This is a genomic window from Sandaracinus amylolyticus, from assembly GCF_021631985.1.
GTDB lineage: Bacteria > Myxococcota_A > Polyangia > Polyangiales > Sandaracinaceae > Sandaracinus > Sandaracinus amylolyticus_A.
This window is the reverse complement of the sequence record NZ_CP070225.1, coordinates 1162465-1181858: the sequence shown is the minus strand read 5'-3', so window position 1 is coordinate 1181858 and position 19394 is coordinate 1162465. Positions and strand designations below refer to the sequence as shown.

At 73.2% G+C, this 19394-nt stretch carries 15 protein-coding genes; 8 read left to right on the top strand and 7 right to left on the bottom strand.

Annotation, left to right across the window (positions count from 1 at the left end; all coding sequences use genetic code 11):
* The first annotated feature begins 49 nt into the window (after positions 1-49).
* Positions 50-1918 carry a GYF domain-containing protein gene (locus I5071_RS04930; protein WP_236604222.1) on the top strand — a complete coding sequence of 623 codons (1869 nt, stop codon included), beginning with the start codon at positions 50-52 and terminating at the stop codon, positions 1916-1918.
* Positions 1919-2604: 686 nt separating this feature from the next.
* On the opposite strand, the gene I5071_RS04925 is transcribed toward I5071_RS04930, so the two are convergent.
* Positions 2605-2952, bottom strand: a complete 348-nt coding sequence (locus tag I5071_RS04925) for a hypothetical protein (RefSeq protein WP_236604221.1) — start codon at positions 2950-2952, stop codon at positions 2605-2607.
* Positions 2953-3060: 108 nt separating this feature from the next.
* Here I5071_RS04925 and I5071_RS04920 point away from each other — a divergent pair, with 108 nt between their 5' ends.
* The 4 genes from I5071_RS04920 (at position 3061) to I5071_RS04905 (ending at position 8705) form a co-directional block, all read left to right on the top strand.
* A complete protein-coding gene (locus I5071_RS04920) occupies positions 3061-5109 on the top strand; it encodes a thioredoxin domain-containing protein (protein ID WP_236604220.1) in 2049 nt (682 codons plus the stop codon).
* A gap of 54 nt (positions 5110-5163) precedes the next feature.
* Positions 5164-6174: an AraC family transcriptional regulator gene (locus I5071_RS04915; protein ID WP_236604219.1), complete on the top strand. Its 1011-nt coding sequence runs from the start codon at positions 5164-5166 to the stop codon at positions 6172-6174.
* Positions 6175-6387: 213 nt separating this feature from the next.
* Positions 6388-7395, top strand: coding sequence for a hypothetical protein (locus I5071_RS04910; RefSeq protein WP_236604218.1), 1008 nt, complete (start codon positions 6388-6390; stop codon positions 7393-7395).
* Between the two features lie 65 nt (positions 7396-7460).
* Positions 7461-8705 (top strand): amidohydrolase family protein, encoded by a 1245-nt coding sequence (locus I5071_RS04905; protein ID WP_236604217.1) that lies wholly within the window; start codon positions 7461-7463, stop codon positions 8703-8705.
* On the opposite strand, the gene I5071_RS04900 is transcribed toward I5071_RS04905, so the two are convergent.
* From I5071_RS04900 to I5071_RS04885, 4 genes are all read right to left on the bottom strand, one after another.
* Positions 8674-9975, bottom strand: a complete 1302-nt coding sequence (locus tag I5071_RS04900; RefSeq protein WP_236604216.1) for a serine/threonine protein kinase — start codon at positions 9973-9975, stop codon at positions 8674-8676. The genes I5071_RS04905 and I5071_RS04900 overlap by 32 nt on opposite strands.
* Before the next feature lie 187 nt (positions 9976-10162).
* Positions 10163-10477, bottom strand: coding sequence for a DUF3817 domain-containing protein (locus I5071_RS04895; protein WP_236604215.1), 315 nt, complete (start codon positions 10475-10477; stop codon positions 10163-10165).
* Positions 10478-10952: 475 nt separating this feature from the next.
* On the bottom strand, positions 10953-12080 hold the full coding sequence (locus I5071_RS04890; RefSeq protein ID WP_236604214.1) for an FAD:protein FMN transferase: 1128 nt from the start codon (positions 12078-12080) through the stop codon (positions 10953-10955).
* Between the two features lie 48 nt (positions 12081-12128).
* Positions 12129-13997 carry a sensor histidine kinase gene (locus tag I5071_RS04885; RefSeq protein ID WP_236604213.1) on the bottom strand — a complete coding sequence of 623 codons (1869 nt, stop codon included), beginning with the start codon at positions 13995-13997 and terminating at the stop codon, positions 12129-12131.
* A 93-nt stretch (positions 13998-14090) separates the two neighbouring features.
* Between I5071_RS04885 and I5071_RS04880 the strand changes: the two genes are divergently transcribed.
* Genes I5071_RS04880 through I5071_RS04870 form a run of 3 tightly spaced genes read left to right on the top strand, consistent with a single transcriptional unit; the run spans position 14091 to position 17454 of the window.
* Complete coding sequence (locus I5071_RS04880; RefSeq protein ID WP_236604212.1) at positions 14091-14918, top strand: DUF4159 domain-containing protein; 828 nt, start codon at positions 14091-14093, stop codon at positions 14916-14918.
* Positions 14915-17158, top strand: a complete 2244-nt coding sequence (locus I5071_RS04875) for a glutamine amidotransferase (protein ID WP_236604211.1) — start codon at positions 14915-14917, stop codon at positions 17156-17158. The genes I5071_RS04880 and I5071_RS04875 overlap by 4 nt, the downstream gene beginning before the upstream one ends.
* Positions 17159-17169: 11 nt before the next feature.
* Positions 17170-17454, top strand: a complete 285-nt coding sequence (locus I5071_RS04870; RefSeq protein ID WP_236604210.1) for a hypothetical protein — start codon at positions 17170-17172, stop codon at positions 17452-17454.
* Positions 17455-17458: 4 nt separating this feature from the next.
* On the opposite strand, the gene I5071_RS04865 is transcribed toward I5071_RS04870, so the two are convergent.
* Together I5071_RS04865 and I5071_RS04860 are read right to left on the bottom strand one after the other, a co-directional pair.
* Positions 17459-18433: an alpha/beta hydrolase gene (locus tag I5071_RS04865; RefSeq protein WP_236604209.1), complete on the bottom strand. Its 975-nt coding sequence runs from the start codon at positions 18431-18433 to the stop codon at positions 17459-17461.
* Between the two features lie 47 nt (positions 18434-18480).
* Positions 18481-19392, bottom strand: coding sequence for a hypothetical protein (locus tag I5071_RS04860; protein ID WP_236604208.1), 912 nt, complete (start codon positions 19390-19392; stop codon positions 18481-18483).
* Positions 19393-19394 lie beyond the last annotated feature (2 nt).

The following is a 19394-nucleotide window of genomic DNA, read 5'->3' as shown; positions in this document are numbered from 1 at the left end:
ACTCTTTCTTCCGTCGACCCGCCCTCTCGCACGGTGGAGCGCATTTCGGATGAAGTTCCTCTGCCCCAACTGCAAGGCGAAGTATCAGATCGCCGACGAGAAGGTCGCCGGTCGCACGCTGAAGATGGATTGCCGTCGCTGCGGCAACAGCATCGTGCTGCGCGCGGATCAGGCGATCGACGAGACGTCTTCTCCGGACGCGAAGCCCGGCGCCTCGGTCGCGCCGACCGCGGGCACGAGCCGTCCCGGCGCCGCGCGCCCCGCGCCGGCGGCCACCAGTCGCGGTGGGTCCGGCCTGCTCAACCCGACCGCGGGCGCGCGTCGCCCCCAGCGCGGTGGATCGCACGTCGGCCCCGCTCCCACGCGCCCTGCCGCGGCGCCCCGCTCGGCGCTCGGCGCGGACTTCCGCCGCAGCGTCGCGGCGGGCCCGCCCTCGCTCACGCCCGAGGCCCCGCGCACGACGGCGCTCGATCAGTGGCACGTCGCGATCAACGACGTCCCGGTCGGCCCCATGCGACGCGAGGAGATCTCGCGGAAGATCTCCACCGGCGCGGTCACCGGCGAGTCGCTCGCGTGGCGCGAGGGCTTCGACGACTGGCGCCCGCTGAAGGACATCCCCGAGCTCGCCGCGCTGCTGCGCAAGAGCGAGGCGCGTCCGCCGACGATGCCGCCCGCGAAGCCGCCGGCCCCCGCGCGTCCGGGCGCGCCCTCGGCGAGGCCGGGCGGTGCGACCGCATCGCGCCCCGGCACGGCTCGTCCCGCCACCGCGTCGAGCACGAGCTCGGCGGCGACGCGCTCGGCGCCGTCGACCGCGGCGGCCGCGCGCACCTCGAACGTGGTGCCGATCGGTGGGCGCCTCGGCGCGTCGGCGGCCCCGGCGCTCGACGACGAGGGCTTCGACGATCTCGACGGCGAGCCGACGCGCGTCGCGAGCTCGCTCGATCTCGCGGACGAAGCGCAGCTGATGGCGCCCTCGGTGGCGCCCGCGCCCGCGAAGGCGAAGTCGGTCCCGCCGCCCGCGGCGGTCGAGCTCGACGAAGCGCTGCCCGATCCCTTCCCCAGCGCGCCGATCGCCGCACCGCGCTCGGTGCCGATCGCACCGGCGGTCGCGGCACCCGTCGTGAAGAGCGCGCCGACGTCGGTCGCCGAGGCGCGCCGCGAGCCGGAGCGCCGTGGCATGCCGGTCGGCGCGTGGATGGGCATCGCCGGCGCGCTCGGCTTCGGCGTCGTGATGGCGCTGATCATCGCGCCTCGGCTGGTGCCCGGCGAGACGACGGCGCCGACGGTCGCGGTGACGACCCCGCCGGTCGCGACCCAGCCGCAGCAGCCGCGCGAGGCCGAGGTCGAGGTCCCGACCCCGCCGCCCGCCGCGGAGGCGCCCACGACCGAGACGCCGCCCGCGCCGACGCCCGAGGAGCCGGCCGAGACGCCGCGCACCGGCCGTCGCGGCGGGAGCGCGGGCACCACCACGACCGCGCCCGCGGCACCCGCGCCCACGACCGCGCCGACGAAGGCGCTCGATCCGGCGTTCGCGCGGTTCGCGGACGAGGGCACGTCGACGGGGGTCGCGCCGATCGCGCCGCGCCCGACCACGACCGAGCGCAGTGCGGGCGGCGGTGGCGGCAGCGGCGAGGGCCTCGAGCCGGCGCAGGTGCGCGCGGTGGTCTCGCGCGAGCAGCGCGGCCTGCAGAGCTGCTGGGAGCTCGCGATCCGCGGCATGCGCGACGTGCCGACGACCCGCATGGACGTCGACATCACGATCGGCGGCTCGGGCACGGTGACCCAGGCGACCGCGCGCGGCGTGGGCGTCGGGAACCTGTCGGACTGCATCGAGCGGAACGTGCGCCGCTGGCGCTTCCCGTCGTCGGGCGGCTCGACCCAGATGAGCTTCCCGGTCGTGTTCCAGAGCACCAACTAGCCCCGGTGGGGGCTGCGCGCCCCCCCTGTCGACCCCCCGAGCTGCGCGCGGGGCCCCAGCCCGCTTGCGATCTCGGGCGTGAGGGCTTGCCGAGCCGGGGGCTGCGCGCCCTCCCTGTCGACCCCCCGAGCTGCGCGCGGGGCCCCAGCCCGCTTGCGATCTCGGGCGTGCGGGTTTTGCCGAGCCGGGGGCTGCGCGCCCTCCCTGTCGACCCCCCGAGCTGCACGCGGGGCCCCGCCCGCTTGCGATCTCGGGCGTGAGGGCTTGCCGAGCCGGGGGGCTGCGCGCCTCGCTGTCGACCCCCCGAGCTGCGCGCGGGGTCGAGAGACGCGTCCACGATCACGAGAGCCGGCTGCGGCGAGCGCGATTGGCAGCCGCGCGCCCGGGACGCGATTTCGCGCCGCCAACTCGGCTCCAGCGCGTCCGGGAGGCGATTGGGGAACCCCCACACGCAGTCAGATTGTAATTCCGACGATTCGCCGGGCGAGAATCGCGTCCTGGACGTCCTGGAGGCGATTCGGCGCTGCGAAATCGCGTCCTGGACGCCCAGGAGGCGATGGGGCGCCGCAGAATCGCGTTCTGCGGCCGAATTCAACGGCTCGCTGCGCAGCCAGCTCTCGTCCGTGCCCGAGACGGGCACTCCCGTCCGCCGGCTGCTTCGCGAGCACTCCTGTCGCGTCCCGAATTCAGCGCATCAGCAGGCGGACGGCGAAGTAGACGACCACCGCGACGACCGTCGCGATCGCCACCGTCATCGGCCAGCTGAGACCACCTGCGGGCGGCGGCGCGGCGGTGCGCGGTGCGGCCGAGGGCACCGAGTGCACGGTCGCTCGGTCGTCTCCCCCGACCCCCGGCGCAGTGGCCGGGCCCGTCGTGGGGGACGGTGCCTGCGCGACGTCGTCGAAGCCGCGATCGCGCAGCGAGCTCTCGTCCCACATGGCCGTGGGCTCGTCGGCCGCCCAGCGCGGTGCCTCGCTGCTCTGCGTCGCGCTTCCCTCGCCGGCTCCCTCCGGCTTGTCGCGGCCCTCGCTCACCGACGCGCAGTCTCGCAGAAATGGTCTCCGAGGCCAATCGTTCGAAGCGTCTCGACCGCAGCTCGGACGCGCGTTGCCGGGGCGACGAGGGCGCTCCATGTGCCGCCCATGTCGAACCGCCTCGCGAACGAGCGCTCGCCGTACCTGCGCCAGCACGCGCACAACCCGGTCGAGTGGTACCCGTGGGGGGACGAGGCCCTCGCCCGCGCCGCCGCCGAGGACAAGCCGATCCTCCTCTCGATCGGCTACAGCGCGTGCCACTGGTGCCACGTGATGGAGCGCGAGTCGTTCGACGACCCCGCGACCGCGGCGCTGATGAACGAGCTCTTCGTGAACGTGAAGGTCGACCGCGAGGAGCGTCCCGATCTCGATCAGATCTACCAGCTCGTCGTGCAGATGATGGGGCGCAGCGGCGGCTGGCCTCTCACCGTGTTCCTCACGCCGGAGCGCAGGCCGTTCTACGCGGGCACGTACTTCCCGCCGGTCGAGCGCTACGGGATGCCGAGCTTCGCGACCGTGCTGCGCGCGGTGCGCGAGGCGTGGGACCACCGGCGCGACGAGATCGTGCGCACCGCGGACGAGCTCACGAGCGACATCGTGCGCGCGACGACGACGCGCAGCGAAGCGCGCGACGTGCCCGCCGACGTGGTGATTCGCGCCGCGAAGAAGCTCTCGACGCGCTTCGACGAGACCCACGGCGGCTTCGGCAGCCGCCCGAAGTTCCCGAACACGATGGCGCTCGACGTGATGCTGCGCGCCGCGCACGCCGGCGACGCGACGATGGGCGAGCGCGTGCGCAAGGCGCTCGATGCGATGCGCGCGGGCGGGATCTGGGATCACCTCGGCGGCGGCTTCCATCGCTACTCGACCGACGAGCGATGGCTCGTGCCGCACTTCGAGAAGATGCTCTACGACAACGCGCTGCTGATGCGCCTCTACGCCGACGCGTTCCGCGCGTGGGGCGACACGCGCGATGCGGACACGGTGCGCGCGATCGCGTCGTGGGCCGCGCGCGAGATGACCGACGCGGAGGGCGCGTTCTACGCGACGCAGGACGCCGACAGCGAGGGCGAAGAGGGGAAGTTCTTCGTGTGGCGCCCCGAGGAGCTCGACGCGCTGCTCACGCGCGAGGAGAGCGCGGTCGCGAAGCTCGCGTGGGGCGTCGCCGAGGGCGGCAACTTCGAGCACAGCGGCGCGACGGTGCTCCACGCGAACCGCCCGCTCGATGCGGTCGCGACGCGGCTCGGGATCTCGATCGACGACGTGCGCGCGCGCCTCGAGTCGGCGCGCACGAAGCTCTTCGCCGCGCGCGAGCAGAGGCCGAAGCCGTTCCGCGACGAGAAGGTGATCGCGACGTGGAACGGGCTGATGATCGGCGCGCTCGCGGACGCGTCGGGCGCGCTCGGGGATCGCACGCTGCTCGAGATGGCGCAGCGGGCGCTCGCGAGCGTGCGCGCGCGGCTCTGGGACGGCACGTCGCTCCGGCGGGTGTGGATGGAGGGCGAGGCGCGCATCGACGCGTTCCTCGAGGACCACGCGGATCTCGCGGCCGCGGCGATCGACGTGCACGAGGCATCGGGCGATCGCGACGCGCTCGAGCTCGCGCGGGCGCTCGTGGATCGTGCGATCGAGCGCTTCTGGGACGAGGACGAGCAGAGCTTCCGCTTCGCGGCGAAGGACGCGCGCGATCTGATCGCGCACACCCGCGACGCGTACGATCACGCGGTGCCCTCGGGCACGTCGTCGATCGCGCACGCGCTGCTGCGGCTCGGCGCGCACCTCGGCGAGGGGCGCTACGAGCGCATCGCGGAGTCGGTGCTGCGCGCCAACGTCGGCAGTGCGCTCGAGCAGCCGATGGGCTTCGGGCACCTGATCGGCGCGATGGATCGCTACGCACGCGGCGCGACCGAAGTGATGATCGTCGCGCGCGAGGACGACGACGCGGCCGAGGCGCTGCTCGACGTCGCGCGACGGGCGTGGGCGCCGAACCGCGTGCTCGCGCGCATCGATCCCGGCGCGGGCGACGTGGGGCTCGCATCGCGGCTCGGGGGGCGAGGACAGAAGGACGGCGCGCCGACCGCCTACGTGTGCCGGGCCCGCGCGTGTGGGCTCGCGCTCACGAGCCCCGACGATCTCGCGCGCGACTTGGAAGACTGACGTTGCGCGGCGCGCGCGCCTCGAAATACGCTCCGACCGATCGTCCCGCTCGACATGCCGTACCGAGCCAGCACGAGCGACGCGCGCCACTTCGTCGGCGCGCCGCTGATCCACACGCGGTCGCTCGACGAAGCAGTGCAGCTGCAGTCGACGCTCAACTCGCCGGTGCGCGTGGAGCCGCTGCGCGGCCGGGAGCCGTTCGAGTTCCGCGCGTCGCGCCTGCAGCTCGGCGACATCGGGATCGTCATGAGCGGCTACCGCGCCGAGATCCGCGCGCACTCCGCCCACGTCACGCAGCAGTTCGGGCTCGTCGTGCCGGTGCGGAAGGGCGGCGAGTCGCAGCAGTCGGGGACCACGGCCCCGCTCGTTCCCGGGCTGCGCGGCGCCATCGTCTCGCCGGACGCGCCGGCCGCGTTCACGCTCGGCGCGGGCTATCGCGGCATCCAGATCTCGGTCGCGCTCCCCGCGCTCCGCGCGAGCTTCGAGAGCCTCGCCGGCACGTCGGGCCGCGGCGCGCCGCGCTTCGACGTCGGCATCGATCTGACCCGCGGCGGCGGCGCTTCGCTCGTCCGCCTGCTGCGGCACGTCCTCGACGACGTGCGCGGCGGCTCGAGCGTGCTGACCGCGCCCCCGGTCGCGGCGCGGCTCGCGGACACGATCGTCCACACGATCCTGATCGGTCTGCCGCACAGCGGGAGCCACCTCCTCGCGGAGCCCCGTCGAGCGTCGGAGCCCGCGCTGCTGCGACGCGCGGAGGAGTACCTCGCGGCCAACGCAGACCGCCCGGTCTCGACCACCGAGCTCGCGCGCGCGCTCGGCGCGAGCGGACGCGTCATCGCGGCGGCGTTCCGCGCGCACCGCGACGCCTCGCCGATCGCGTTCCACCGCCAGAGGCGGCTCGAGCTCGCGCGACGCCGCTTGCTCGAGTCGGCGGAACGATCGGTCACCGAGGTGGCGCTCGCCTGCGGCTTCGTGCACCTCGGACGGTTCAGCGTCGAGTACCGCGCGCGCTTCGGCGAGAGCCCGTCGGAGACGCGCCTGCGCCACCGCGGCACGAATGGATAACGCGCGCGATAGCGCACGTGCGGCGATGGCACGTGCCGCGGGAGCGAGACGCCGGGCACCTGCCCGGCCGACTGCACGTGCGGCGACGGTCTTCGATCCTCGCGCCACTCGCGGGACCGTCTCGCCGCGACTGGATAGCGCGCACGCTCGAAGCGGATAGCGAGCGCCTCGCGCCCCCGGATACACGGATCCGTCCACCGAGGAGGTCCGTGCGTGACGTACCGCTGGCTCAGATCGTTCGGGCTCGCTCTCTGTGTCGCCATCGCCGCGGGGTGCGGCGGGCCCGGAGGCGGCGAAGGCGACAGCGGGGACGGCGATGCGGGCACCCCGCCGATCGACGGCGGAGGGGAGCCCGACGCGCGCGCACCGAGCACCTGCGGTGACGGCACCTGCGACGACGGCGAGGACTGCCCCGCCGACTGCGAATCGGGCCCCGAGTGCGGCGACGGAACGTGCGACGAGTCGGAGGTCGACGCGTGCGCCGAGGACTGCCCGAGCTGCGCGGGGATCGCGGACTGCGACCAATGCCAGGAGTGCGCGGTCGAGGGACGATGCGCATCCGCGCTGGCCGCCTGCAGCGCGAACGGCGAGTGCGCCGCCCTCTCGCGGTGCCTCGCGGGGTGCAGCGACGAGCCCTGCCAGCAGCAGTGCTTGGCGGACGCCCCGTTCGAAGGTCGGCAGCTCTACGGCGACTTCGCGCTGTGCGTGCTGTGCGAGAGCTGCCAGAGCGCGTGCGAGGCGACCGAGTGTCCCGGCGCGCCCGCGTGCGGCGACGGCGCGTGCAACGGCGGCGAGACGCCGGAGACCTGCGCGGCCGACTGCGCGCCGAGCACGTGCGGCAACGGCGCCTGCGACGCTTCGGAGTCGAGCGCCACCTGTCCGGCGGACTGCACGGCGTGCGGCGACGGCGTCTGCGGCGCGGGCGAGACGCCCGCGTCGTGCCCGGCGGACTGCGCTGCGACCTGTGAAGACGGGGGAGCGAGCTGCGACGCGTGCATCGAGTGCGCGGTCGCCTCCGTGTGCGAGGCGGCGGGGCTCGCATGCGTGGAGACGCCCGGCTGCGAAGCGCTCTCGAACTGCGTGAACGCCTGCACGACCGACGCGTGCGCCCAGGGTTGCGCCGCCGCGGCGCCCCCCGCAGCCATCTCGGTGTACGTGGACTTCGCCGACTGCGTGCTCTGTGACGGGTGCCAGACCTCGTGCGCGGTGACGGACTGCTGATCGCGGAGTGACGGCGGGTCGCACGCACCGGCGCGCGACCCGCGCGGGGCGAGTATCTTCGCGCCATGCGGGGCACGCCTCGAGGGAGCCGGCTCGGCCTGGTGGTCGCAGGGATCGCGATGGCGATCGCGATCGCGTGGCGCGTGTGGCCCGACGACGAGGCACCATCGCGCGCGCATCGCTACGCCGACATCCCGCGCATCGACGTGCACGTCCACGTCCCGCCGGAGCTCGCCGAGCGCGCGCTGCGCACGTTCCGCGAGCACGGCGGCGTGGTGATCGCGCTGAACGCCTCGGGCGGGCACCCGAACGGCGGTGGGCTCGAAGAGTCCGCCGACGCGATGCGCCGCACCCACGGCGCGCTGCGCCCCTACTGCCACCTCGATCTCTCGCGCGTCGAGCGCAGCGACTTCGACGACTACGCACGTCGCTCATTGCGCGCGTGTCGTGATGCGGGCGCGGTCGGGCTCAAGGTGTTCAAGGCGCTCGGCCTCGGCATCACGCTCGCCGATGGATCGCTCCTCGCGGTCGACGATCCCCGGCTCGACGTCGTGTTCGAGACCGCGGGCGAGCTCGACCTCCCGGTGCTGATCCACAGCGGCGATCCCCAGGCGTTCTTCGAGCCCGCGACGCGCGACAACGAGCGCTGGGACGAGCTCTCCGCGCATCCCTCGTGGAGCTTCCACGGCGCGCGCCCCGACGGTCACGGCGACTGGCCCAGCTGGCGCGAGGTGTTCGATCAGTACGAGCGACGCGTCGCGCGCCATCCGCGCACCCGCTTCCTCGGCGCGCACTTCGGCAACGCGCCCGAGGAGCCCGAGACCGTCGCGCGCATGCTCGACACCCATCCGAACCTCTTCGTCGAGACCGGCGCGCGCATCCCCGAGATCGGCCGTCACGATCCCGCGCGCATGCGCGCGCTCTTCGTGCGTCATCGCGATCGCATCCTCTTCGGCACCGACTTCCAGATGGGCGCGCGGGGCTCGCTCGTGCTCGGCTCCGCGGGGCGCGATGCCGATCCGCCGTCGCGCATCCCGGTCTTCTACGAGGCGCACTTCCGCTACTTCGAGACCGCGGATCGCGGCTTCGCGCACCCCACGCCGATCCAGGGCGACTGGACGATCGACGGGATCGATCTGCCGCGCGACGTGCTCGAGGATCTCTACTGGCGCAACGCGACGCGGCTCTTCGGGATCAGCCCAGCTGGAGTGCTCGGCCGTGGAGGGCCCGCAGCGGACGGAAGGACCCGCCGCGGCCGAGCCGATGTTGGACAGTCGATCACCGCACCGCCAGGAACATCCACGCCGTGATCAGGATCACCAAGGCGACCCCGATCGACACCCCGATCACGCCGAGCGACACGCTGCGCTCGTGCTTCGCGCCGCCGTCGTCGGGGTCCTCGTCGACCAGCGTGCGCGTCGCGGAGTCGCTCAGCGAGGGCTCGCGGTTGCGCTCGCGCGGCGGATCGCTCGACGAGCGCGGCAGCTCGATCTCGCCGGAGAGGATCGCGGGCAGCGTGCCCGTGATGTTCGCGGCGCCGGGACGCAGCGGCGCCTTGTCCTCGGCGTCGAAGAGCCCGCCGATGATCAGCGCGACGCGCGTCTCGCTCACGTTCTGGCCCGCCTGATCGAGCCACGCCTCGAGCGCGCGCTGCATCTCGGCCGCGCTCTGGAATCGCTCCTCGGGCGCCTTCGCGAGCGCCTTCGCGACGATGCGATCGAGCGCCTCGGGCAGCTCGGGGCGCACCGAGCGGACCGAGGGCGCGGGCTCCTCGACCACCGCGCTCATGATCATCGGAAGGCTCTCGCGGCCGTGCAGCGAGCGACCGCAGAGCGCCTCGTGGAGGCACACGCCGAGCGCGAAGATGTCGCTGCGCGCGTCGATCGGCGCGCCGCGCAGCTGCTCGGGCGACATGTACTCGTACTTGCCCTGGGGGCGATCGCTCGCGATCTGCGCCTGCGCGCTCGTCTTCGCGATGCCGAAGTCGAGCAGCTTCACGTCGCCCTTCCAGCTGAGCATCACGTTGTGGGGCGAGACGTCCTGGTGGATGATCGCGAGCGGCTTTCCGTCGATGCCGCGCGCGTGGTGCACGTACTCGAGCGCCGCCGCGATCTTCGCGATGACGTGCACCACGATCGGCACCGGGATCCCGCCGTGCTGCTGCGAGCGACGGATGACGTCGCGCAGCGACACGCCGTGCACCCACTCGAGCGCCATGTACGTGAGGCCCTGGTCCTCGCCGCACTCGTAGACGTGACAGACGTTGGGGTGGAAGAGGCGCCGCGCGATGCGTCCCTCTTCGATGAACATCCGCACCATCTCGGCGTCGTGCTGCATCTCGGTGAGCACGCGCTTGACGACGACGTGGCGCACCGAGCCGTCGCCCTGGCGCGCCCGCGCGAGATAGAGCTCGGCCATGCCGCCGCGCGCGATGCGGCCGAGGATCTCGAAGCCGCCGATCCGCCCGACCGCCGGATAGTCGGGGACCTCCTGGGTCCCGAACATGTCGGTGCCGATCGTGGTGCGGCCGTACTCCCCGTCGTCGCCCCACCCCTCGGCGCCGTCTTCGCCGGCGCTCATCGATCACGAGGATACGCCCTCGGCCGCGGCGAAGGAAATCAGGAGACGCACGGTCGAGCTGGAGTGCTCGCTGGCGCAGGGCCCGCACGGGAGCGTGCGGCGCACGCGGACGGGAGGGCCCTGCGCCGGCGAGCCGATGTTGGACGCACGGTCGAGCTGGAGTGCTCGCTGGCGCAGGGCCCGCACGTCAGCTGCGCACGTGCGCGACCGCGAGGTCCTCCTCGCGGAGCGAGCGGTCGATCCAGAACGTCGCGAAGGGCACGAGCGAGGTCGCGAACACGAGCGCGCTGCGGCGCCACGCCCACGAGCGCGCGTCCGCGGCGCGGAAGAGCGCGACGACGAACGCGACGAAGAGGAAGCCGTGCACTGCGCCGGCGACGCGCACCGCGAGCGGGAGGTCCCACACGTACTTGAGCGGCATCGCGACGAAGAGCAGCACGAGGTACGAGACGGCCTCGACGAGGGCGACGAGACGCAGGCGGCCGATCGGGGTGCTCAGCATGGCGGGGAAGCATGGGGCCGCTCGGGGCGGGATGGAACGGCCGAGCACGCGCACGCGGCACGCGGGACGAGCACGAGGGACGCGCACGAGCACGAGCACGGGTCTCGCGCGGGGGCGGTGAGGCAGCAGACGAGGGTTGCCGAGGCTCGGGGCGTGGGTCGGTGAGGCTCGGGTCGAGGGTCGGTGAGGCTCGGGTCGAGGGTCGGCGAGGCTCGGGTCGAGGGTCGACGAGGCTCGGATCGAGGGTCGACGAGGCTCGGATCGAGGGTCGTGGAGGCTCGATCCGATACCCCAAACGAGGACAATTCGTAAGCTGCGGATTTCGCGTAGGAATCGCGCCGCGACCTGTGCGGAAAACGCCCATTGGGCCTCGGAATTTCGCGGACTGCGCGCGCCGAAGGCCCACGTGCTCCTGCTCGTGCGCGTCCTGCGTGCTCGTCCCGCGTGCTCGGCCGTCGGTTTCGCGAAGACCGCGCTAACGCGGCAGTCGGCCTTCGGCGTCGAGCTCGACGCGCATCGTGAGCCGCTCGCGCAGCCCCGGCGTGGTCCACACCTTCAGATCGGCGTCGATGATCACCGCGTCGACGCGCTCGGGCAGGCGCTCGAGCATCGCGAGGCATCGCTCGGGGCCCATCACGAAGCAGCCGGTGTCGAGCCCGTCCGCGAGCAGGCCCGTGGGCGCGATGATCGTGACCGACATCGTGCCGCGCGCGGGCAGGCCCGTCGTGAGATCGATGATGTGGTGCCAGTGCGTTCCGTCGGGCGCGCGGAACGCGTGCTCGTAGTCGCCCGAGGTCGCGATCGATGCGTCGGTCGCCTCGACGAACCCGATGTAGTCGCTGCGCCGCGGGTGCTGGATGCCGACACGCCATCCGCGATCACCACGCGCGCCGTGCACGAGCACCTGACCGCCGCCGAAGATCATGAAGTCGCGGAAGCCGTGCTCCTGCAGCACCGCGCCCGCGCGATCGACCGCCCAGCCCTTCGCGATGCCGCCGAGGCCGATCGCCTGGCCCTCGCGGCGCAGCATCACCGTGCTCGCGGCCTCGTCGACGATCACGTCGCGCCAATTCACGAGCGGCAGGCGCGCGCGCACCGCGTCCATGTCGGGCACGCGCGCTTCGCCGGGCTGGAAGAGATAGAAGTCGCGCAGCGCAGCCCAGGTGATGTCGTACGCGCCGTCGGTCCACTCCGCGATGCGCAGCGACTCGCGCACGTTCGCCATCGTGTCCGCGCCGACCTGCACCGGCGCGCGACCCGCGGCCTCGTTGATGCGCGAGACCTCGCTGTCGGGGCGCCACTCCGAGAGCACGACGCCGAGCCGCTCCACCTCGTCGAGCGCGGCGTCGATCGCGCGGTGCGCGCGCGCCTCGTCGTCCGAGACGATCGTGATCTGGTAGAGCGTGCTCATGATCGGGCGGCTGCCGCGCACGAGCGGCACCTCGCTCGCGGGCGCGCGCCCGGGCTCGGCGGGTCGCGACGCCTCGCGCCGCGGAGGCGGTGCCGGCTCCTCCGACGCGCTCGATCCGCAGCCCACGAGCGCCAGCGCGATCACCAGCGCGAAGGGGAGGACGGAGCGAGCGAGACGACGTCGGGAGGTCACTCGCGGCGGCACTCTGCCCCAGCGCTCCGAGCGCGACAAGCCCGGCGATCACGGCTGATCGCGGCGCGGGAGCTCCACCACGAGCACCGAGCCGCGGCCGTCGTCGGGGGTCTCGACCCTCACGGTGCCGCCGTGGAGCTCGACGAGCGTCTTCACGAGCGCGAGGCCGAGCCCGAGGCCGCTCTCCCTGCGGGCTCCCTGCGAGCCCGACTGTCGGAAGCTCTCGAAGATGCGCTCGCGCTCGCTCTCCGGGATGCCCGGGCCGGTGTCGCGCACCGCGATGCGCACCCGCTCGCTGGTGCACGACACCTTCATCGAGACGCACCCTCCGCGCGGCGTGAACTTGATCGCGTTGCCGAGGAGGTTCGAGAGCACCTGCTGGAGCCGTCCCGCGTCGCCGAGCACCAGCGCGCGCTCGGACGCGCAGCCGTCGTTCGAGAGTGTGATCGACTTCGCGAGCGCTGCGGGCTCCCACGACGCGATCGCCTCGGACGCGAGCGACGCGACGTCGATCACGTCGAGCTCGAGCCGCAGCTTGCCCGCGAGGACGCGCGACATGTCGAGCAGGTCCTCGATCAGCCGCGACTGCGCGTGGGCGTTGCGGTCGAGCGTCGCGAGCGCGCGATCGAGCTGCGCCGCGTCGAGCTGTCCCGAGCGGATCAGCGAGAGCCACCCGAGCATCGCGTTGACCGGGCCGCGCAGCTCGTGCGAGACGAGCGCGAGGAACTCCTCCTTCGCGCGGCTCATCGCCTCGGCCTCGGCGCGGGAGCGGCGCGCGTCCTCGAGCAGTCGCTGGCGCTCCACCGCGTGCTCGTGCTCGTCGGTCACGTCGAGGACGGCGCCGGTGAGCCAGCGCAGCGTTCCGTCCTCGGTGCGAAGACCGCGCGCGCGACCTCGCACCCACCGCGTCGTTCCGTCCTTGCGGAGCACCCTGCAGTCGAGCGGGACGACCGAGCCGTCGATCATCGCGCGATCGATCTCCGCGCCCAGTCGATCGCGGTCGCCGGGGTGCACCCACGTGAGCGTCTCGCCGTAGGCGTGCACCGAGGGCTCCGCGGGGAGCCCGAGGATGCGGTTGAGCATCGCGTCGCGCACGGTGACGAGGCGCTCGCGATCGATGCGGATCGTCCCGATCTGCGCTGCCGAGTTCGCGGCCTCGAGCCGCTCGTGCGCCTCCTCGAGCTCGCGCAACAGGCGCCGCACCATCGTGCGCTCGCGCAGGTGGCCGAGCGCGTGGACGACTCGACCGCCGGAGCGGACCAGGACCGCGCGCTCGAGCACGTCGGCCCACGTGCCGTCGGGGCGCTGCAGCCGGTACTCCGACCAGAAGAGCTCGTCGGCGCGCGCCATCGACTCGCGCAGCGTCCGCGCGACGCGATCGCGATCGTCGGTATGGATGTGGCTGTGGAACGAGGCGCGGGTGGTCCCGAGCTGCTTCGCGATCGGCACGCTGCGCGAGCGGCGGCGATCGACCCAGGAGATCGCGTCCGTCGCGACGTCCCAGACGTAGTCGACCTCGTCGGGCGCTCCGGCCTCCTCGCGCACCGCCAGCTCGGGGATCGCGAACGCGCGCTCCACGCCCTGCTCGAGCGCCGCGACGTGCGCGTCGATCGCACGGTCGACGGTGCTGGACAGAGCTTGGAGCCGGACGCCGGCGGCGGAGTCGCAGAGCGTGAGATCGCGGAGCACCGCCCCGAGATGCACGAGCGCGGCGGTGGTTCCCGCGAGCTCGTGCGCGGACGCGACGTCGTGGCACGGCGCGGGCTCGAGATCGCAGGTGCCGTCGGCCGAGCCCACGCAGCGCTCGAGCAGCGCGAGGCGCTGCGCATCGCGATCCTGCGCCCCCCCTTCGCGAGCGGACCAGCGAGCGAGCACCCGCTCTCGGAGGCTGCTCGTCAGTGCGCCCTCCACCGCCATGCGGATCGATGCATAGACCCGCGACGACAACGAACGACATCACCGCAAACGATCAGGCACACAGGGATTGCGTGCGCTACGTTCCGAGCCCCGATGCGAGATCGCGGCGGCACGCTGCCCCAGCCTTCCGAGCACGACCGGCGCAGTGTCGCGCGGACCGCGATCACCCTCGCGTGCGCGCTGCTCGCGGCAGCGCTCGCGCCGCACGCGATGACGCCGTCCACGGCGCGCGCGCTCGGCGAGTCCTCGCTCTTCGACGTGCGCTCGGTCGATCACGAGGGCGGCAACCCGCGGCCGCGCGAGACCGCGCCGCGACGCCTCGCGTGGGAGGTCCGCAAGCGCACGAGCATCGACACCCGGCTCGAGCCCTCGCGCGCGCGCCTCGACGATCCGTCGATCTTCGAGACGCCGTTCCTCTACTGGAGCGGCGATGCCGCGTTCCCGCCGCTCTCGGAGCCCGAGATCGCGGGGCTGCGGCGCTTCCTCGGCTTCGGCGGGTTCGTGCTGATCGACGACGCATCGCCCGACGACGACGGGTTCGACACGTCGATCCGTCGCGAGCTCTCGCGCGCGATGCCCGATGCGCCGCTCGCACGTCTTCCCGCGCAGCACACGGTCTTCCGATCGTTCTATCTGCTGCAGCGCCCCGAGGGACGCGTCGCGGGGCCCGATCACCTCGAGGGGATCACGCTCGGGGATCGCGTCGCGCTCGTGTACTCGCGCCACGATCTCGGCGGCGCGTGGGCGCGCGACAACCTCGGCACCTGGGAGCACTCGGTCACGCCCGGCGGTGAAGCGCAGCGCGAGCGCGCGATCCGCCTCGGCGTGAACCTCGCGATGTACTCGCTCTGCCTCGACTACAAGGACGATCAGGTGCACGCGCCGTTCATCATGCGGAGGCGCGGAGCCGCGATCCCGTGAGCGACGCACGACTCGCGCTCGAGATCCCCGGCGGCGTGATCAGCGCGCTGCTGATCGCGGCGGCGCTGGTCGCCGTGATCGTGATCGGCCTGCGTCATCTCGGCGTGAGCGACGTGCGGCGGCGTCGCGCGTTGATCGCGCTGCGCGTCGCGACGGCGCTCGCGGCGCTGCTGGTCGCGATCCAGCCGACGTGGTCGGGCGAGCGGCTCGATCAGCGCCCCGGTCGGCTCGCGGTGCTCTTCGATGCGTCGCGGAGCGGCATCGTGCGCACCGGCGAGGAAGAGGACGCGCGGACCCGCGCCGACGAGGCCGAGGCGCTCGCGGCTCGATGGTCGGGGGCGCAGCGCGAGCGGGCGCCCGACGTGTACACGTTCGGCGCGGCGCTGCGCCCGGCGAGGCTCGAGACGCTCGCGGAGGAGCTCGCGCCGATCGAGGACGACACGCGGCTCGCGGCGGCGATCGAAGCGGCCGCGGAAGGTCCGGCCGGTGACGAGCTCGGCGCGGTGCTCGTGGTGTCCGACGGCGCCGATCTCGCGGGCGGTGCGCTCGAGACCGCGACGCGCCTCGGGCTGCGCGTGCACGCCGTCGCGCTCGGCGCCGGCGCATCGCTGCGCGACGACGCGATCGCCGAGGTGCGCGCCGATCGCGTGGGGTTCCTGCGACGGACCGCGATGGTGCGGGTGACGGTGCGACGGCTCGGCGAGAGCGCGGGCGAGATCCCGGTCGCGCTGATGCGCGGCGAGGAGACGCTGCGCGAGACCGCGGTCGTGGTGCCCGAGGACGGCGAAGCGACGGTCGATCTCGCGTTCACGCCGGATCGATTGGGACGCAGCGTGTATCGCGTGGTGATCCCCACCGCGCCCGGCGACGCGGTGCCGCAGAACAACGAGCGCGCGTTCCTGGTGCGCGTGGCGCGCGACAACCTGCGCGTGCTCCTGGTCGCAGGTCAGCCGAGCTGGGACGAGCGCTTCCTGCGCGCGTTCCTCACGCGCGATCCCACGACGGACCTCATCTCGTTCTTCATCCTGCGCAACACGTCGGACATGACGATGGCGCAGCCCGAAGAGCTCGCGCTGATCCCGTTCCCGACCGACGAGCTGTTCCACGAGCACCTCGGCAGCTTCGACGTCGTGCTCTTCCAGAACTTCGAGTACGCGCCGTATCAGATGGCGGGCTATCTGCCGCGCATCCGCGACTACGTGATGCGCGGCGGATCGTTCGCGATGATCGGCGGGCCGCTCTCGTTCTCGGCGGCGGGATACGCGGAGACGCCGATCGCCGAGGTGCTCCCGGTCGGCGTGCTGCCGCGGGGCACGGCGGAGACGCAGGCGATCACGACCGATCGGTTCCAGCCGGTGCTCGCCGAGGACGCGTCGCGCCATCCGCTCGTCGCGCTGCTGCCCGATGCGCGCGCGAACGCCGCGGCGTGGGCCGCGCTCTCGCCGCTGCAGGGGCTCAACGTGACGACCGACGTGCGGAGCGGTGGGCAGCGCTTGTTGCAGCACCCGACGCGTCGTGATCGCAGCGGCGCGCCGCTCTCGGTGCTGGTGAGCGGCAGCGCGGGGCGCGGTCGTGTGATGGCGCTGATGACCGACACGTCGTGGCGCTGGGGCATGACGAGCGGCGGGCAGCAGGGCGATGCGTCGGCGTACGAGCGGTTCTGGGATCGCGCGCTGCGGTGGCTGTCGCGCGATCCCGCGCTCGAGCCGGCGCGCATCGAGACCGACCGCGAGAGCTACGGGCCGAGCGCGCGGATGCGCATCGACGCGTCGCTCGCCGACGAGCGCTACGTGCCGCTCGGGGCGCGCGAGGTGACGATCACGGTGCTCGGCGAGGCGGATCGTCCGCTCGCGTCGGCCGACGTGCGCACCGACGGCGAAGGTCGCGCGCGGGTGGAGCTGGTCGCGCCCGACGAGCCGGGCGGATATCGCGTGGTCGCGGTGGAGCGGGGCGCGACCGACGTCCTCGCCGAAGAAGTGTTCGTCGTCGAGAGCGGCGGACAGGAGCTCGCCGATCCGCGTCCGCGGCCCGACGTGCTGCGCGAGCTCGCGGCGCGCACCGGCGGTGAGATCTTCGAGGACCCCGAGCAGGCGCCCGACCTCGAGCGCTTCGACGCGACGCGCGTGCGCTCGCTCGGCGTGGTCACGGAGCGCCCGTTCGCGAGCCCGTGGGCGTTCCTGGTGCTCGTCGCGCTGTTCGGCGCGGAGTGGATCCTGAGAAGGCGCTGGGGCGCGCGCTGAGGAGGAACGAGATGCGTGAGATTCGATCGGCGATGGTGGGTGGGGTGCTGGTGCTGATGGGCGTCGCGCTCGGCGCCGTGTTGTTCCGGAGCGAGCCAGCGGGCGCGCAGAGCACGGGGTATCGCGAGTGCGTGCTCGGTCGACAGGAGACGCACGACATCGACGCCGAAGGTCAGTGGGAGCGCGCGGAGATGGAGTTCCGCGGAAACAAGATCGTGCGGATCCCGCGAGGGTGGGAGGTGGTCGGCAGCGGCGGCGACGCAGGGCTCGGCGTCATCCTGATCTGCCGGCGCTGATCACTCAGGGCGCGTGCGCCACGAGGTCGCCGATGCGCGCGTGGATCGCCGCGCGCGCATCGACGACGTCGCGCCGCAGACCGGCGCGCTGCGGGGGCCAGGTGAGCGAGAGGCCGCGCGGGTACTGCGCGCGCACCGCGAACGTGATGCGACGCGCGCCGGGATAACGCACGACCTCGAGCGCGCTCGGGGTCGTGCTCGAGAGATCGATCTCGCCGAGCCCGAACGCGAGCGCAGCGCGCATCCGACGACCTGCCGCGAAGAGGTCGTGCGCTTCGCCGATCGCCTCGTCGTAGCCGAGCGCGCGACCGAACGTCATGCCGCGCGACACTGCGAGATCACGCAGCGCGCGCGCGTCGCGGACCATGTACGGCACCGTCTCGCCGCGGCGCCCTTCGAGGCTCCCGATGTCGATCCACATCCTCGTCGGGACGACGCGCGCGCGTCGCATGCGCGCGAGCGCGTCGCGGCTGCGCCACCACAGGCTCGGCGACATCGCGATCGCGCGCCCGAAGCGATCGGGGCGATGCAGCGCGAGCCGCACCGCAGCGAGCCCTCCATACGAATAGCCGATCGACGCCGTGCCCTCGCGATCGCTGCGCACGCGCAGCCGCGACGCGACCGCGGGCGCGACCACGTCGGCGACGAAGTCCGCGTACGCCTCGGCGTGCTGTGCGAGCTCGTGACGTCGTCGCTCGAGATCGACGGTGTCGATCGCGACGACGACCCACGGCGTCACCACGCCCTCGTCGATCAGCGCGCGCAGCGTGCGATCGATCCCGAACAGCGAGAACGCCGCCTGCCCGTCGTGCACGTAGAGCACCGGCAGCGGCGAGGTCCCGTGCTCGCGCGGCACCCACGCGACCACACGACGCGCGGGATGTCGTGCATCGCCGAGCGTGCCGATCTCGACGAGCCGGTCCTGCGCGGCGCACGGCGCGGCCCACGCGAGCAGGACGATCACCAGAAACGCGCGCACGGAGCCAGGACATCCCCGGCTCCGTGCGTGTTCCCGACGTTCGTCGCTCAGAACGTGCCGGTCACGCCGAGCACGCCGCTGCCGGCGCCGCCCGACGCCATGGGCGCGATCGAAGGACCGCGTCCTGCCGGCACCTCGAGCTCGAGCTCCGAGCGCGGCGCGTCCTCGCCCTGACGACCCTCGGCCTCACCGCGCGCGCGCAGCCGGTCGCGCAGCTCTTCGTACGCCGACCAGCGACGCTCGGCCTCGGTGCTGCTCAGCAGCGTGATCACGCCGCTGATCGCCGAGATGCCCGCGCCGATCAGCACGAACCAGTCGAACGTGTTGCGGATCTCGAAGTTGTTCGGGCCGAGGTAGATCGGGATGATCGCCAGGCCGACCGCGACGTTGAGCGAGCCGTCGATGATGCGCGAGAGGCGCGCACGATCCGCGAGGCTCGCGAGCTCGCGCTCGCCGTAGTCGAGGCGCGCCTGCACCTCGGCCATCGTCGTCATCGGCATGTGCGAGTAGGTGATCGCCGCGCCCGACGGGTTGGTCATCAGGACCAGGCTGAGGATGCCGCGCACCGCGCTCGCGCCGCCGTAGGTGAAGAGGTACGGCGACATGTTCAGACCGCCCGGGCCCGCGGGCTCCTCGAGCAGCAGGATGCCGATCGTGATCGTGAGGCCGCCGGTGAGGATGCCGAGCACGCCGTCGACGATGCTTCCTCCGCCGCGCGCTGCGAGGACCTGGAAGTCACTGTCGAGCGCGCGCAGCCGCGTCGCGATGCCGCTCGGGATGCGCACGCCCGCGTCGGTCGTGAGCGGCGGTCTGCGTCGCGCGTCGGGCTGACCGGGGTACTGGATGCCGGGCTCGGCGCTCCCCGGGGGCGGCGGCACGTCGACGCTCTCGTACGACGTCGGCGGCTGCGCCGGCGGCGTCGATGGCGTCGGTGCCGTCGTCGCGCTGGGATCGCCCACCG